Origin of the sequence: Devosia sp. (assembly GCF_965229025.1) — a bacterium.
Classification (GTDB): domain Bacteria; phylum Pseudomonadota; class Alphaproteobacteria; order Rhizobiales; family Devosiaceae; genus Devosia_A.
The window spans coordinates 3,796,496-3,811,456 of sequence record NZ_OZ245853.1 but is presented as its reverse complement, the minus strand read 5'-3'; the positions used below and the strand labels follow the sequence as shown (position 1 = coordinate 3,811,456).

General features: G+C 59.7%; 14 protein-coding genes. 9 read left to right on the top strand and 5 right to left on the bottom strand.

Annotated features, from left to right (window positions below; all coding sequences use genetic code 11):
- Window positions 1-68: 68 nt before the first annotated feature.
- On the top strand, window positions 69-275 hold the full coding sequence (locus ACO06J_RS18505; RefSeq protein WP_421762186.1) for a helix-turn-helix domain-containing protein: 207 nt from the start codon (window positions 69-71) through the stop codon (window positions 273-275).
- A 241-nt stretch (window positions 276-516) separates the two neighbouring features.
- Here ACO06J_RS18505 and ACO06J_RS18500 read toward each other — a convergent pair whose 3' ends face one another.
- From ACO06J_RS18500 to ACO06J_RS18485, 4 genes are read right to left on the bottom strand one after another with little or no spacing between them, the layout of a single operon-like run.
- Window positions 517-1,386, bottom strand: coding sequence for a DUF6671 family protein (locus tag ACO06J_RS18500; protein WP_421762185.1), 870 nt, complete (start codon window positions 1,384-1,386; stop codon window positions 517-519).
- The gene (gene cysD / locus ACO06J_RS18495) at window positions 1,386-2,291 is read right to left on the bottom strand and encodes a sulfate adenylyltransferase subunit CysD (protein WP_421762184.1); all 906 of its coding nucleotides are present in this window, start codon (window positions 2,289-2,291) and stop codon (window positions 1,386-1,388) included. Before cysD ends, ACO06J_RS18500 begins: the two co-directional genes overlap by 1 nt.
- Window positions 2,292-2,333: 42 nt before the next feature.
- Window positions 2,334-4,751, bottom strand: a complete 2,418-nt coding sequence (locus tag ACO06J_RS18490) for a YbcC family protein (protein ID WP_421762183.1) — start codon at window positions 4,749-4,751, stop codon at window positions 2,334-2,336.
- Window positions 4,752-4,753: 2 nt separating this feature from the next.
- A complete protein-coding gene (locus ACO06J_RS18485) occupies window positions 4,754-6,340 on the bottom strand; it encodes a proton-conducting transporter membrane subunit (protein ID WP_421762182.1) in 1,587 nt (528 codons plus the stop codon).
- 106 nt (window positions 6,341-6,446) lie between these two features.
- On the opposite strand from ACO06J_RS18485, the gene ACO06J_RS18480 reads away from it, so the two are divergent.
- On the top strand, window positions 6,447-7,355 hold the full coding sequence (locus ACO06J_RS18480) for a LysR family transcriptional regulator (RefSeq protein WP_421762181.1): 909 nt from the start codon (window positions 6,447-6,449) through the stop codon (window positions 7,353-7,355).
- Window positions 7,356-7,634: 279 nt separating this feature from the next.
- Window positions 7,635-8,267, top strand: a complete 633-nt coding sequence (locus ACO06J_RS18475) for a methyltransferase family protein (RefSeq protein ID WP_421762180.1) — start codon at window positions 7,635-7,637, stop codon at window positions 8,265-8,267.
- A gap of 208 nt (window positions 8,268-8,475) precedes the next feature.
- On the opposite strand, the gene ACO06J_RS18470 is transcribed toward ACO06J_RS18475, so the two are convergent.
- Window positions 8,476-9,222, bottom strand: coding sequence for an EAL domain-containing protein (locus ACO06J_RS18470; RefSeq protein WP_421762179.1), 747 nt, complete (start codon window positions 9,220-9,222; stop codon window positions 8,476-8,478).
- A gap of 622 nt (window positions 9,223-9,844) precedes the next feature.
- Between ACO06J_RS18470 and ACO06J_RS18465 the strand changes: the two genes are divergently transcribed.
- The 6 genes from ACO06J_RS18465 to ACO06J_RS18440 all read left to right on the top strand — a co-directional run bounded on the left by ACO06J_RS18465 (window position 9,845) and on the right by ACO06J_RS18440 (window position 14,865).
- Window positions 9,845-10,672, top strand: a complete 828-nt coding sequence (locus ACO06J_RS18465) for an ABC transporter ATP-binding protein (protein WP_421762178.1) — start codon at window positions 9,845-9,847, stop codon at window positions 10,670-10,672.
- Window positions 10,669-11,541, top strand: a complete 873-nt coding sequence (locus ACO06J_RS18460) for an ABC transporter permease (RefSeq protein WP_421762177.1) — start codon at window positions 10,669-10,671, stop codon at window positions 11,539-11,541. The genes ACO06J_RS18465 and ACO06J_RS18460 overlap by 4 nt, the downstream gene beginning before the upstream one ends.
- A 45-nt stretch (window positions 11,542-11,586) precedes the next feature.
- A complete protein-coding gene (locus tag ACO06J_RS18455; RefSeq protein WP_421762176.1) occupies window positions 11,587-12,591 on the top strand; it encodes an ABC transporter substrate-binding protein in 1,005 nt (334 codons plus the stop codon).
- A gap of 68 nt (window positions 12,592-12,659) precedes the next feature.
- Window positions 12,660-13,097, top strand: a complete 438-nt coding sequence (locus tag ACO06J_RS18450; RefSeq protein WP_421762175.1) for a GlcG/HbpS family heme-binding protein — start codon at window positions 12,660-12,662, stop codon at window positions 13,095-13,097.
- 38 nt (window positions 13,098-13,135) lie between these two features.
- Window positions 13,136-14,098 (top strand): nucleoside hydrolase, encoded by a 963-nt coding sequence (locus tag ACO06J_RS18445; RefSeq protein ID WP_421762174.1) that lies wholly within the window; start codon window positions 13,136-13,138, stop codon window positions 14,096-14,098.
- Window positions 14,095-14,865, top strand: coding sequence for an N-acyl homoserine lactonase family protein (locus ACO06J_RS18440; protein WP_421762173.1), 771 nt, complete (start codon window positions 14,095-14,097; stop codon window positions 14,863-14,865). Before ACO06J_RS18445 ends, ACO06J_RS18440 begins: the two co-directional genes overlap by 4 nt.
- The last annotated feature ends 96 nt before the right edge of the window (window positions 14,866-14,961 follow it).

Sequence of the window (14,961 nt, the reverse complement as noted above, 5' to 3'; positions counted from 1 at the left end):
GCAAGTCAACTTCAAATGAGACTCATCGGCTGTAGATCGATGGGCTACATCCGCGTTGCCTCGAAGGCATGGAACTTCGACAAATCTTCGCCGGGAACATCAAGCGGCTGCGTAAAGAGCGCGGCATGTCGCAGGAGGACCTCGCGTTCGAGAGCGGGCTGCACCGGACCTACATTTCTGGCATCGAACGGGGCATCCGTAACGTCGGGCTCGACAATATTGGCGTCATAGCCGCGGCACTGGGAGTTCCACCCGAAGCCCTGCTTAAAGCCTAGCGCAACGGCGTCACTCGACCCGCTCTGCCATGTCTCTGTTGGGTGCTCACTTAGGTACGCGGGCCGGAGGTAGAGGCGATCGAACAAGCTGTCGAAGCTTGAGGTCGTCATCCGCGAGTATAGCGGGTCACTACCTCATTAAATTGACCAGAAAATAGCGTCGTCTAGCCTCGCATCTGCAAGCTGGAAGTTCACTCAGAGGGGATTAGCGGGCCGTAAAAGAGCTAAAGTCCTTCCGTCGCTATGGATTGCAGAGCTCGCAAATACTTGGGTCGGCTCGTGAGTCAGCCTGTTGAGCTATTTCTTCTGTGTGCCCGCACGACGCACAAGAAGAAACCCTCGACCTGATCGCGGAGGTCGGCTCCCCACACCAGCCGCACTCAAGTCCGCGCACGACTTTCACCACGCGGAATCCAGGATATCCGCAAGACGGGCATCGACTTTTGAACTGACTGACCAGATCGGCAGCGGCGCGTGCAATGACCTGCATCCGGGTTGGATTCCGATATGCGCGCATGTCGGTTTCAACAAATGCGGTGCCGAACTTGCCAACGAAGTCCGTTGTCACGGACACTAGAGCGTTCTCGTCGACGATACTCTTGTCGATGCCAAGCGTTGGATCTGGAGCACCATCTACACATGCGGAAACAACGATCCCGTGCTCGGGAAAGCCACACCTGATAGCAAACGACAGCGCGTCTTCCGCTTGGCTCACAACCTGGTGAGCGTAGTTGGTCTCGAGCGAAACGTCTTCCCCAAGCAGTTCGAGGCCTGTCAGCCTGTCAACTAGCAGAATAAGCTCCCGTGCCTGCGGCACGATCGGCATGGCGGGGTGAGGACCGAAGGTGCCTTCGCTGGCAATTCCCACAGACGCACCCGGCACAAGCGCGAATCCAGCAGCGATCTTCGCGCGCGCCGCGTCAAGTTGTGAGCCTTTTCGCGGCACCTCTCTGCTGAAGCTTCCGAACTGATCAGTATCGAGGTCGGCCGGCACCATAACGTCAAGCCCAAGAGCTTTTGCGAGAGTAGGTGCAATCGCCGCCTCCTTGCCATGCATTGTGGCCAGGACCGCAGACTTGCCGTTGAAATAGGATGACCAGTCCGGCGACACTAGAAGTAGCCTTCCTGCTTCTTGCGTTCCAGCGATCCACCATCCTCACCGTCGTTGATCCGCCCTTGCCGCTCTGAGTTGGAGGACGCCGAGGTTTCGAGCACAACGCTTCCGAGGTCAGACGCGGTGGAAGCAATCGCACCGGTCACTGGCCAGCATCCGAGCGTGCGGAACCTTACAGAGCGCACAACTGGCGTCTCGCCCGGTAAGAACCTCATGAGTGACTCGTCATCCACCACGACGAAAGAGCCACCTCGTTCGACCACTGGGCGATGCATGGCAAAGTAGAGCGGTGCCAGTTGGATCTTTCGCCACAGGGCGTAAGCGAGAATATCGTTCTCGGTCCAGTTTGAGAGCGGAAAGACCCTGACGGTTTGACCAGGCGAGATACGCGAATTGTAGATCTGCCAAAGCTCTGGTCGTTGCTGACGTGGGTCCCAGACGTGGTTGGCATTCCGGATCGAAAAAACACGCTCCTTGGCGCGCGTCTTTTCCTCATCCCGCCGTGCCCCACCAAAAATGAAGTCGTAACCCCCTTCGTCAAGGGCGGACTTGAGCGCCTCGGTGCGCATGATCCGCGTGTAGTGCTCGCCGTGGTCGAAAGGATTGATCCCCTGCTGCCGGCCGACCTCATTGGCATAGACAATGAGGTCCAGCCCGTTGGTGCGAACGAAATCATCACGGAATGCGAGCAAGGAGCGAAACTCCCAAGTCGAGTCGACATGCAGGAGTGGAAAAGGGGGCTTACTAGGATAGAAAGCCCGGAGCGCGAGGTGCGCCATCACTGTTGAATCCTTTCCTGCCGAAAACAGCATTACGGGATTGCTGGCCTCCGAAACGGCTTCACGCAGGATCTGAATTGATTCCGATTCAAGTCTCGACAGGTATGAGCTGCTGGTTTCCAAAAGACGATCTCCTGATCAACGCCGCTGTTTGGCCGTGGATGCTCAAACAGCTGCCCGCAGTTCGGTGTCGGACTCCGCTGAAGCCGCCATTGGGGTCCAATTCAGGTCGCCGCCATAGCGCCATGCCATCCGACCGGCCTCATCGAGGGCGAACAGGTGCAGCCAACGATTGTCGAAGAGTGCCCGAACGCCGGCATGCTTGCCCAGAATTTCGGTCATGGCCTCGCATGGCGCGGCGATACAGACCGATAGCCGCAATGGCTCATGGACGAACTGCTCGCCGTCATGGACCGACTGCCAGGGAAGACCGGCACGCATCGCTCCGCCATTGCCTTCGAGAACGCCCATCCCACCGACAACGTTATGCAGTAGCTTGTTGCCCCCGCCGAACAGCGCAGGAGCCACAGTCGAGCCGTAGTATTGCAGACTGATCCAGCTCGCGACGACAACCGGTGCGGTCATGATCAGTTCCAGCACCTTGAACCCACTGTCCGCCCGCCAATCATAGTCATGGAGGAAAGCACGCCCTTGTAGGTTCTTGCCTGATGTGAACCGCCGGGGCGCTCCAATGAAGGCATTGCAGCCGGCCAGTGCCCATTCCGGACGGATCTCGGCCCAGTCCCGGCTGCGCCGGAGAATCGTTTCTTCGGTCGCGTGCGGCAGGCGCAGGGCGCGTTCAGATCTGGCAATCAGGCCGGCCGAAGCGAACCAGTCCTGCGCGACCGCCAGATCTGGACCATGCGAAGGCGACTGATGATCCTCGTCAAAGAGCGTGACCGTGTCCGTGGTCGTGTCGTGCAGCGCAGCCACGAACAGGGTATCGGCCGGAACTTCGATTCCTTCACCGACGAGACCAGAGCGCACCTCGCCGTCATTTAGCAGCACGGCCAGAAGCCTGGAGTTGACGTCCCCGGCGTAACCCCCGCAAGCACCGCAATGGAGCGCGCTCGCATGCGGATTGTTGACGACGTTTGCCCCGTGTCCGGCGAGCACGACCAGTCGCGCGAAGTTACTGGTCAATGACATGGCCCGCAGCACCGTCGCTGCGGTCTTGATGCGTGTCGGAAGATCCGGCCTCGGAACGAGTTGGGGCGCCGGGTCGGTCGCCAGCCGCGCACCCTTGAGTCCAAGCGCATCGCCCACCAACTTGCTGGCATAGATAGGCCCTGTGGCCTCGACAAATGCAAAGGACGAGACGGCTGCGAGCTTGAACCGCCCCCAAGCCCGTTTCGCCCTTTCCTTGACCCGGGTGGACCGGTCAGTGCCAGCCATTCCGCGATCACCAGCGACTGAACTGAGTCCGGAGTTCAGAAGGACTGGAAGGCGATGCTCCTCAACGTCCGACGCGAACCGCCGGTGGGAGGCAGACATGCCGAAGAACCCTGCAAAACCGAGAGTCTGGATCTCTGGGTTCAAGGACTCAAGAGCGCGGCGAAAGACTTCGGAACGCACGTCGATGCAGAAAGCCGCCTGTATAGCGGGTCGGCTTTCTCGAGCACCGGCGCTTGGGGCTGCAAGAGTATCAGCTAGGGCTCGTTGTGCCGCACGCTCAGCGGCTTCCTGCAACAATGCATCGACCACTTGATCCGCAGCTGGCTTCAACGGTGCAGCATGGACGGCAACCACGGCTCCCCAGTCGGCTAAAATCTGGTCCCCGTAGCGATCCCACAGGACCTCCTCCCAAAGCATCCGGATGGCAAGGAAGTCGCCAACCGTAGCATCCGTTCCCCCCTTCAATTCGGCCTGCCACAAGAGGTAGCGGGCATACTGGGCCCATCCACCAAGGCCAATGAGAAGCTGGTGGAAATAGGTCTCGAGGGCTGCATCCGGCAGTCCCAGACGCGCGGTCGCTCTTTCCAGCGCCTGCACAGCACCTTCCGGAGCTTCCGCGACATGGGTCGCAAAACCGGAGAGGCCGACAATTTCTGGCGTGAGGTCGTGCATCGCAACCAAACGCCATGCCGCGTATGCGCTCCGTCCCCGAGGCGCTGCCCAGAGGGCTTGTCCCTCGTCGAGATATCCGGCGGCCCACGCGCCGAAGCGTTCATTGATCAAGCCCGGCCAATCGATGCCGGACACTTTGGCTGCAAGGTCGGCAACGGTCATGGTTGCGACTAGGGGCCGTGCAGGAGTTTGCAACTGGGACTTCAGTGACGCGAGGCTTTCGGGCCCAAGCCCTAACGGCGCTCTGGCCAAAGCATCAGACAGGTCCTGCTCGTTTATGGTGCCCTTCGCAATCTGGTCGCGATACCAACTGCGTGGCATCGTGACGGACGCTCCAGCAACCCGTGCAAGGCGCGCCGCAACCTGGCTGAGCGGTTCGTCAGTCTGACCCAGGAACGGATTGACCGCGACACTCGAGGCGAGAGGCCAAGCAGGAGGAATTGCCCCCGCGGCCCGGTCGGCTGCAAGGCGGATCTGGTGGGCCTGGGGTTCGCTGGATATATCGACATGCGACATGGTTAGGCTCCGGTTGAGTTGGATTTAGGTGCCGTGTGGCCCGCAACACGCCAGCCACCGAGCATCCGGTCGAAGATGGCGTTTGTGTAAAAACCATTGGAAAGATGCACACGAAGTCCCGCGGCTGCCGGGTGGTAGGCCCAGAGGGGGAACATCGCCTGCACAACCGCGACGACGCCAAAGCTGAGCACGGCAAGAGCGATAAGCGTCCATTCCAGAGCTCCCGGGGCTGGCGTCAGTGGAAGGACGCTCGCGGTGAGCCAGACTGCAACCTGCTGCAGCGCGAAGTAACCCACAGATGTCGCGACGGCATAGACGATCGTCAGCCGGGTAAGGGCCCTCGGTGCGGCGTCGGCAAGGCCCTGGGCAAGCATGTAGGCAACACCGAAGATCAGGATCGCGCCGAGTGCGATGGCCTGCGGCGACTTGTGTTCAAATCCGAACACGAGCCCGATCACGACGTAGATCGCGAGGGCAAGCAGGAAGGCGCGCGCTACTGCGCCTGCCTTGGGAATGGCGACGGGCCCTGGCCGGCGATTGGCGGCAATCGTCTCTACGGCACCGCCGGAGGCGAGGAACGAATGCGCCTTGTAGAGCGAGTGCGCCACGATATGCAGCAGCGCCAGCGGGAACAGCGCCAGTCCGCATTGCAGCACCATGAACCCCATCTGGGCGACGGTCGACCAGGCGAGCGAAGTCTTGACCGCAGGCTGGGTGAGCATCACGAGCCCACCGAAAAGGGCCGTGAAACCTCCAACCACGACCAGAACGGCAAGGACCGTTGGCGCCAGCAGCATTACGTCGGCGAAGCGAATGAGGAGAAACCCGCCAGCATTGATAACGCCTGCGTGGAGCAAGGCTGAGACTGGGGTTGGGTTCTCCATAACTTCAGTCAGCCAGCCATGCGTGGGAAACTGAGCCGACTTCAGGAGCGCTGCGGCGGCGAACAGCGCGGCTGCTGCCATGGCGAGACCGCCCCCCTCACCAGACCGCGCCGCTTCGAGGATGCTGCCAATGTCCGTTGTGCCGTATTGGATACCGAGGACAACCGCAGCGCCGAACAGCGCCAAGTCACCCAGCCGCGCGGTGATAAACTTCTTTCGGGCGGCCCGCTGCGCTGCCGGCCGCTCCGGGTAGAAGAGCAGCAATTGGTGCAGGAAGAGGCTGGTCGCGATCCAGGCCAGGACGAGTTGAATGAGATTGCCCGCCAGCACGAGCATAAGCACGGCGGCAAGGGTAAGAGACAGCCAGCCACTGAAAGCTGCTTGCCTTGCCTCGCGGGCCAGATACGTCGCGGTATAGCGCACGACGATCCAGCCGATAAATGAGACGAGAAGCAGCATCGTGACGCTGACAGCATCCAGCCGTATCGAAACGCCTGTCCCCCAAAGGCCGAACAACGGGCTGACCTCGGTGCCAAGCATTGCCAGCGCCAAGGCCGACAGCGCTGCGATCAACAGCGCAACCAAAGCCAGCGCTTCGCAGAGCCGCACGGTGGATCGTATCCGCTTCTCTGGGCTTGCGAAGGCGATCACGCCGCTCAACAGCAGGCAGAACGGTGCGAGAAGAGGTAACGCAGTGATGGGCACGAGGTCATTCTCCGAGCTGCATGTCACAGTGGCGGAGTGTTAGCCTTGAGCGATCGTGGGATAAAATTCATTGTTTCGGCGATTTCGTTCTGTTTTATAGGACGATATGAAGAGCCTGAACTTTAACCACCTGCGGTATTTCTGGGCCGTCGCGCACGAAGGCAGCCTGACACGAGCGGCCGAACGACTGAATCTGTCTCAATCCGCCCTGTCAGTGCAAATCCACAAACTCGAACATCAAATGGGCCACCAGCTGTTTGATCGAGTGGGCAAGCGGCTCGTTTTGACCGAGGCCGGCCAGATCGCCCTCGACTATGCCGACAGCGTCTTTAGTGCCGGCGACGAATTGATGAGCACCCTGGAAGGCCGACCAGCCGACAAGCGTCAAGTGCTGCGAGTCGGTGCCCTGACGACACTTTCGCGCAACTTTCAGTTGGAATTCTTGCGTCCCCTTATCGGTCGCTCGGATGTGGAACTGATCGTTCGCTCTGGAACCATGCGCGATCTGTTGGCACAGCTGGAGGCTCATGCCATCGATGTAGTGCTCTCAAACAGTGCTGCCCTGCGCGACTCCCGGACGCCATTCCGCAATCACCTGCTGAGTGACCAGGCCGTGAGTCTCGTCGGACGACCCAGACCAGATGGACCGCGCTTCAGGTTCCCTGAGGACATGCGAACCGAACCCGTCCTTTTGCCAAGTCTCGATAGCGATATCCGGGTCGCTTTCGACCGCCTGATGGATCTGGCGGGCATTCGGCCAATTATCGTGGCTGAAGTCGACGACATGGCCATGTTGCGCTTGTTCGCACGAGAGAGCTCGGGCCTTACCCTTGTCCCACCTATCGTGGTGCGAGACGAACTATCGTCGGCAGTGCTGACAGAATACTATCGCATGCCGCGGCTGACCGAGAGCTTTTACGCGATCACGCAGCAGCGCCGGTTTCCTAACCGCCTGCTGGGTGAACTCCTCGCAAGATATGAGAACTCAGACCCCAATACATCGGCTCCGGCGTAGCCGCCCGCGCGGCGGCCTTCATGCGCACTTAGTGAACAAAACGGGGATTCAGGAAACCGACGTTTCCGTCAGACCGACAACAATTCTTTGTCCCATTGGTGAAAATTCCGGCCTTAACGCTCGGCTAAGGCTACTTGTGGCTTAATTCGCGCTGCGAAAAGTCGGGGTGGACAGGTGACCGTAGCAACAGCAAGTGAGGCCTCTCAAGGCAAGACGTCGTTCTGGGGGGCATTTGAGGAGGTTGCAGGACGCACGCTAATCCTGCTTTGGCTCTTCTACGTGGTTCAGATCCAGGGCACCCATCTTGTGGAAATCCTGATCGAGGGCGATCCGGCCTTCGCGGTCATTGCAGAATTCTCGAAGTCCCTGATGCTGCTGATCTTCAGCCTGATCGCGGTCGGCCTGACGCTAGCGCGACGTCCGGCCAAGGCAGTCGCCGTCGGGCTTGAGCCGCGGATCAGCGCATTGCTTGGCACCTACCTAATACTCCTTATTCCCCTTATGCCCTCTGGTCACATCGGCGAGTTCTGGTCGCTGGTCGCCGTGTTCGTCATGATCGTGGGGCTCTGCTCTTCCGCCTACAGTCTCTCGTGGCTGGGACGCTCCTACTCGATCATGGCGAGCGCTCGCAAACTGGTCACCGAGGGTCCCTACAGCGTTGTCCGGCATCCGCTCTACTTCTGCGAGATCGTCCTCATGGCAGGCGTCACTCTGATCAATTTCTCTGTCTGGTCGGTCGTGGTCGCGCTCGTTGTGGTGCTGCTGCTGTGGCGCCGCATGATCAACGAAGAACGCATTCTTACCAAGGCCTTCCCCGAATACGCCACCTACGCCAGACGCGTGCCGCGCATCATTCCGCGTCTGCGTTTCGGAGAAAAGCGTGAAACAGATATCGAACCCGCAGCGTCCTGACGATTAGTTGTTCGCGTCCGCAGCAGCGTTCGCGTGCTGAATCCGTGACGTGCTTCTGGCCGAGTTAAGGAACTCACATTCGCTATAACATAGACTGATACCAGTTACAGAGCATGGCGCGTCTAGTGTCTCGCAATGCTCTCGATTCGGCAGCAGCTCGACATAATAGTGGAGCTAGGCACGCAAACCGGGATGACGGTCGTAGCCATCAAAGAGTCGGGATGTGCGGCTCCGCTAATCCCTCAAACCGCGGCCTCGCCAGCAGATAACCCTGAAATAGCGTCAGGCCAAGATCACTCAGAGCCCGGAATTCGTCGATAGTTTCGATGCCCTCGCACACTGTTTTGATGCCGAGGTCCGCGAGCATCCCTGTCACCGCTCGAACGATTGTCATCTTGGTTTTGTCGGTATCGATCCCACGGATCAGCTCCATGTCGAGCTTGACGATGTCGGGCTGGAACTGGGCGAGTAGGTTCAACCCCGCGTGGCCGGCACCGAAATCATCAATGGCCGTCTTGAAGCCCATGTCGCGGTAGCTGCGCAGGATCCCGAGCAAATGACTGGGCTCGACACGCTCCGCTTCGGTAAACTCAAGTATGATATTTTCGAGCGGGAAACCAACAGCTGACGCGGCCGCCAGCGTCAACCGAATGCAGGCCCGAGGTTCATAGACCGCGTTTGGCATGAAGTTGATCGACAGGCAGGCGCCCTGCGCTGCCAGGTCGAGCTTATGCGCCAGATTTATCGCCCTGACACGGCATTGCTGGTCAAAGCCATACCGGTTCGTAGCGTCTACAGCCGACAGGACCGATTGAGCCCCCTCCCCATGCGGACCACGAACAAGGGCTTCGTGCGCGAACACAGAGCCCGACCGAATGTCGACGATGGGTTGAAATGCCATGGAGAACGGCAGTTCAAACTTCGCGCCATTCCTGCAGCCTTCGCACCCAGACATAGAATTGTTTCACTCCCTCAGAGTTCGTGCCGAAGCTAGCGAACACTCATTAATGACTGGTTTGGTGGCGGTATGTTCCTGCCGGAGCGGGGTCGGCCGCCTTTCCCGGGCATTCGGGTGAAGCCGCCCCATTCGCCAATCATGACAACTACTCAAAATTCGGCGGATGGAAGTTAGATCTCTGACCTTGGCGCGCCCACCAATGCGACGCTGCCCGTATGCATTAGCATTAAGCAAAATCAGACGATGCGCAAATTGTGGGCAAACTGCCGAATTTGTTGTCGCAAGTGTGAGTCGGTGACGCCAAAAAATCCAGGAATCCCGGGAGTTTTGAATTGGCACGCCTCTTGCAAAGCATTCGGCGAGCTAGCCGCTAGGGATCCAGCCCCTCCCAAAATGAGGCGCACAGGACCAAGAGCGACTGTTGGTGCGGGAGAAATCCGCACCAAGCACGGCGGGATAAAAACCCGGGAGATCTCAAACCAAGAGCGGCCTTAATCGGCAGTTTCGAAGGGAGATCGTTCGTGCGTCATCACCATTTTTGCACTTCACAAAATTCACGCTTCCGCTCAAGGGCGGCTGCAGCACTGCAATTTCCAAACCACTGCAGGAAGGGCCGGCAATGACGGTTCATGCTCAAATCGCGCCAGGCCTTGCAACGCCGAAGCTCCGGCTTGAGGCACTCTCACACGAGTTCAGGAGCCGGAATTCGGCGCCGGTCCAAGCCATTTCCAACATTTCGCTTGATGTCAGACCGGGCTCGTTCGTCAGCCTGATCGGACAGTCCGGCTGCGGCAAGTCCACGCTTTTCAATATCCTGGCAGGACTGCTAACACCTAGCTCCGGCCGGGTGTTGCTTGATGGTAACGACATCACGGGTCGGGCGGGCCTTGTTTCATACATGCTGCAGAAAGACCTGCTGCTGCCGTGGCGCACGGTGCTCGATAACGTAATCTATGGCCTCGAGATCCAGGGCATGGACCGCCGCGAGGCCCGCGACGTGGCCGAGCCGCTGATGGATCGATATGGCCTCGGCAAGTTCAAGAAGCACTATCCGAGCAGTCTCTCTGGTGGCATGCGCCAGCGCGCCGCGCTGCTGCGCACGCTGCTGTGCAACAACGACGTCATCCTCCTCGATGAGCCGTTTGCCGCCTTGGACGCCCAGACGCGCTTTCGCATGCAGGAGTGGCTACTGACGCTGTGGCAGGACTTCGGCCGCACGGTCTTGTTCGTAACTCACGACGTCGACGAGGCGGTTTTCCTCTCGGACGAAATCTGTGTGCTCTCACCTCGGCCCGGCCGGATCGCTGATCGCTTCGATGTGCCACTGGCCCGTCCGCGTAATCGCGAGGTCGTCACTTCTCCTGACTTCGTCAGCATCAAGCAGCGCTGCCTTGACCTACTTTTCGCGACTGAAGCTGCACCTGCGACGGAAGGAACAGCGGCATGACACAAGAGACCTCGTCGAGCGCTCCGCCCGATCGTGCCCTTACCCCCCTCCCAGTTGGGGGTCTGAAGAAGCGCACTGGGGTGGTAATTACGAGCGAAAGACCGTGGCCTCGCTCAGCCATCTGGCTGCTGCAGCTGGCCATTTTCCTCGCGATCGTCGGAGGGTGGGAGGCGGGTGCCCAACTCGGTTTCATCGACCCGTTCTTCTGGTCGTCACCGTCGAGGATCGCCACTGCATTTGTTACGGTCTTCAATGAAGGCACGGTGTTTTACGACACGTGGTTCACATTCTCGGCGACCGTTGCCGGCTTCGTTCTGGGTTCGCTCCTTGGTGCCGTCGTCGGTCTCAGCCTCTGGTGGTCAATCAACGCTGCCGCCGTCGTGCGGCCCTACATCGTGGTCTTCAACGCCGTTCCCAAGATTGCGCTCGGACCGCTGATCATCCTCATCTTCGGTATCGGCATTTCGTCCAAGGTCGCGCTCGCAATCGCCTTCACCTCCGTCATCACGGCGCTTGCAGCTTATGCCGGTGTGCTGGCGGTCGACGACGACCTGGTCAAACTCACTCTGTCCCTCGGCGGGCGTCGACGCGACGTGTTCTTCAAGGTGGTGCTTCCGTCCTGCCTGCCCTGGATCGCCTCCTCGCTGCATATCAACATCGGCATGGCCCTCGCTGGGGCCATCGCTGGCGAGTTCATCTCCTCCCAGTATGGCCTCGGCAAGATCATCATGTATGCCGGCGCCACCTACGACATGGCGCTTATCTGGGTGGGCATCATCATCCTCGCGCTCCTCGCCACCGGACTCTACGCGATCGTTTCGTGGGCCGAGCACAAACTCATGAAAGGACAAACTGCAAAAACGATCTGACCCGAATTGCCCAATCAAAGCAAAGATCAACACAGGAAAATTGTCATGTCTCAGATAAATCGTCGCCAAGTTCTAGCTGGTGCTGCCGGCCTCGCCGCCACGGGCCTTGTGATGGGCTCAGCCGGCCGCGCCTCCGCTCAGGATCTGCGCAAGTTCATCGTCACCGAGCCCGGCCATTCTGCCGACTCGCTGCCGTTCTACGTCGGTATCCGCAAGGGTTACTTCAAAGAGGTCGGCCTCGACGTGCAGATCGTCACTTCCGAAGGCGGTGGTAAGGCAATGGCTGCTGTGCAGTCAGGCAATGCGGACGCCTACATCGGTGGTCCGGAGCATATCGCCTTTGCAAGCGTAAAGGGTGGCAAGCCCATCAAAGCTTTGATTGCTCTGTCGAACCGCGCCAATTCGTTCATGAGCGCCCGCACCGGTGTAGTGATCGATCCAGCCAAGACCTTTGCCGAGAACATCAAGGGCAAGAAGATCGCGGTTGGCACCCGCGGCTCCACCGACAATTCGATCCTGCTCTATCTGATGAAACGCGATGGCCTCGACCCGCGCGCAGATGTCGTCATGCTCGAGATTGCCTCGGACGCTGGGCGCGTTGCGGCGATGAAGAATGGCGAGGCCGATATGGCCATGGTCTATGAGCCATTCATTGCACAGGGCGTAAAAGAGGGTATCTGGCAGGAGCCTTTCGCAAGCATGCCGAAGGAACTGGGGCTCTTCGCCTGGACGACTGTCAACCTTCCGGAAGCCACCATCAAGGCGGACCCCGAGCTGGCCAAGGCCATCGTCGCTGCCACTAAAAAGTCCCTTAACCTGGTGTTCGAGGACGAGGCGGAAATGCGGGCAATCGCGGCCGAAGAGTTCCCCACCCTCCCCAAGGATGACCTGGACGCTATCCTGACGCGCGCGCGCGCCAATGATATGTGGCAGCAGGACGGCTCGATGCCTGAAGAGGCCTGGCAGAAGACCCAGAGCATCATCATGATCTCAGGTGTTTTGGCCCAGGAAGTCCCCTACGCCACGATCTTCGATCCTGAGTTCCTCTAAGCCTCAGTTTTGCCAGACCGGTCCCGGACGACACGTCCGGGACCAACTATTTACGGAAGTCGGAAGCCATGGCCTTCACCACAAGAACCCTCAAGCTGACGCACGAAGCCGCCCTCGTGATGCTGAAGGCAGCTGTCGCCAAGGCCATCGAAATTGACTGGCACGTTGACATCGTCATCGTCGACGCTGGTGGTAACACCGTGGCTTGCCTCCGTATGGATGACGCCAAACTGCTGTCGATGCACACCGCGACGACCAAGGCAGTCAGTGCCGCTTCGCACCGGCGTCCTTCGAGTGAGATTGACGCGGCCATGGCACCAAGCCTCGCCGCAGCGTCTGGCGGACGCCTGACCAACATGGCGGGCGGGCTACCAATTGTTGTTGAGGGGATCTGCGTCGGCGGCATTGGCGTGGGCTCAGCGCCAGACGAAGAAGATGTGGCGATTGCCATGGCCGGACTCGCTGCAATTGGCGCCACTGCACGGATGCCACCCGGTGATCACTGACACTTTTTCAAACCTGTTCAGACCTCTGGAGATCAGCCGTGCCGCGTAAACTCATTCTCGACGTGGACACAGGAACGGACGACGCGGTGGCAATCATGCTCGGCGCGCTGCACCCTGACCTGGAGTTGCTGGCTGTAACCACCGTTAACGGCAACGTGGCGGTGAACTTCTGCACCGACAATAGCCTCAGGGTTCTCGACTTCATCGGCCGCTCCGAAATCCCGGTTTACGAAGGCAGCCGGAAGCCGATCGTCCGGAATGACTCTCCCATCCCACGGGCAGAGCGCAAGGCAACCGGCATCCACGTGGATGTCCTCCCCCTTCCTGAAGCCACGAGCCGCAAGCAGGACAGGGGCGCCGTCGAGTTCCTCATTGAGACCTTTCGGGTCGCGCGCGAGGAGATCGTCCTCATTCCCGTAGGTCCATTGACCAATATCGCAGCCGCAATCGCAGCCGATCCCGAGTTCGCCAGCAACGTGCCCGAGCTCGTCATCATGGGTGGTGCCCACTACACGGGAAATGTCACCCCGGCCGCCGAGTTCAACATCTGGGCCGACCCAGAGGCTGCGGCGATCGTCTTTGCTGCCGGCTTCAAAAAGATCACCCTCGTGCCCCTTGATGCGACCTTCCAGGCGCTGGTGTCGAGCGTCGAGGCCAAGGCCCTCGAGGATCTGGGCACGCCCGCGGGCATCGCTGCGTCCCGCTTCATCGCCCAGCGCATCAAGGGTTACGACTCAACCCAGCCCATGACGGTGATCAACTCAGCGCCTGTCCATGACGCAGTGTGCGTCGCCTACCTTGTTCGCCCAGACCTACTCGAGACCCGCTCGGTCCACGTTGAGGTGGAAACGCAGGGCATTCATACCGTCGGGCGAACTGTGATCGACGTGAACAACCGCAGCGGGCTACCCCCCAACTGCCGCGTCGCTTTTGGCGCTAACAAGGCGATTTTCATCGACATGCTGATGGATGTGTTCAAGGCACAAGGCGCCCACTCATGACCGAAGTCCGAAAGCTCTATATCCTCCTCGCCGGCTACGAGATCATTCGCAAATCTGGCTGCATCCGCAACGAGCAGCGCAATATCGTGCTCGCGGTTCCTATCTGCTGCTACCTGATGGAGACTTCCCGGGGTTACGTGATGTTTGACACGGGCCTCGATAGCCGCAACCTGGCCGACGTGCATGCCGCACGAGCACAGTTCGTCGATGACACGTTCCCGGCGGCCCCCGTTGTTCTGCCGGAACACGAGGTGATGGGGCAGCTTGCGGTCCTCGGCATTGCTCCGTCCGAAATTACCGAGATCGTCCTTAGCCATGCGCATGGCGACCATACTGGGCACTTGGGCGACTTTCCCAACGCGCGCATAACGGTTCAGAAGCTTGAGCTTGAAGCGGCGATGGCCGACACGGGGCGCATGAACTTTTCAGAATATGCCAACCCAGCGCTGAAGTGGAATGTCGTCGATGGCGATACGACGCTGATGGATGGCCTAGACCTGGTGCTGACGCGAGGGCATCAGCCCGGGCATCAGTCTGCTGTTATCCGGCTTCCCAATTCCGGTGTGAAGATTCTCACTGGCGATGTCGCCGACCTGCTCGAGAACTTCGACCGCGAAGTGCTTGGCTCCAGCATGGACGATGCTGCTGCCCTCGCCAGCATCAGGCGCCTCAAGGCGATCGCCGCCGACACCGGTGGTGAGATTGTGCCGCTTCACGATCCAGGCTTCGTGCAAACGGCTCGGTTGTCACCCCTGTTCTACGATTAAGAATTCTAAGGGTTGCTTGCACCCGAATGCAGGCCCGGCTGCCGAATCAGGACAATCCACTTGGCCTAACTGCCTGTCAACCAAACCCGCAGGAGA

What these genes read in the sequence shown, in the direction of transcription:
- ACO06J_RS18505 (WP_421762186.1), top strand. Translation starts at nt 69, where the DNA reads ATGGAACTTCGACAAATCTTCGCCGGGAACATCAAGCGGCTGCGTAAA.
- ACO06J_RS18490 (WP_421762183.1), bottom strand. Translation starts at nt 4,751, where the DNA reads ATGTCGCATGTCGATATATCCAGCGAACCCCAGGCCCACCAGATCCGC.
- ACO06J_RS18480 (WP_421762181.1), top strand. Translation starts at nt 6,447, where the DNA reads ATGAAGAGCCTGAACTTTAACCACCTGCGGTATTTCTGGGCCGTCGCG.
- ACO06J_RS18470 (WP_421762179.1), bottom strand. Translation starts at nt 9,222, where the DNA reads ATGTCTGGGTGCGAAGGCTGCAGGAATGGCGCGAAGTTTGAACTGCCG.
- ACO06J_RS18465 (WP_421762178.1), top strand. Translation starts at nt 9,845, where the DNA reads ATGACGGTTCATGCTCAAATCGCGCCAGGCCTTGCAACGCCGAAGCTC.
- ACO06J_RS18460 (WP_421762177.1), top strand. Translation starts at nt 10,669, where the DNA reads ATGACACAAGAGACCTCGTCGAGCGCTCCGCCCGATCGTGCCCTTACC.
- ACO06J_RS18455 (WP_421762176.1), top strand. Translation starts at nt 11,587, where the DNA reads ATGTCTCAGATAAATCGTCGCCAAGTTCTAGCTGGTGCTGCCGGCCTC.
- ACO06J_RS18450 (WP_421762175.1), top strand. Translation starts at nt 12,660, where the DNA reads ATGGCCTTCACCACAAGAACCCTCAAGCTGACGCACGAAGCCGCCCTC.
- ACO06J_RS18440 (WP_421762173.1), top strand. Translation starts at nt 14,095, where the DNA reads ATGACCGAAGTCCGAAAGCTCTATATCCTCCTCGCCGGCTACGAGATC.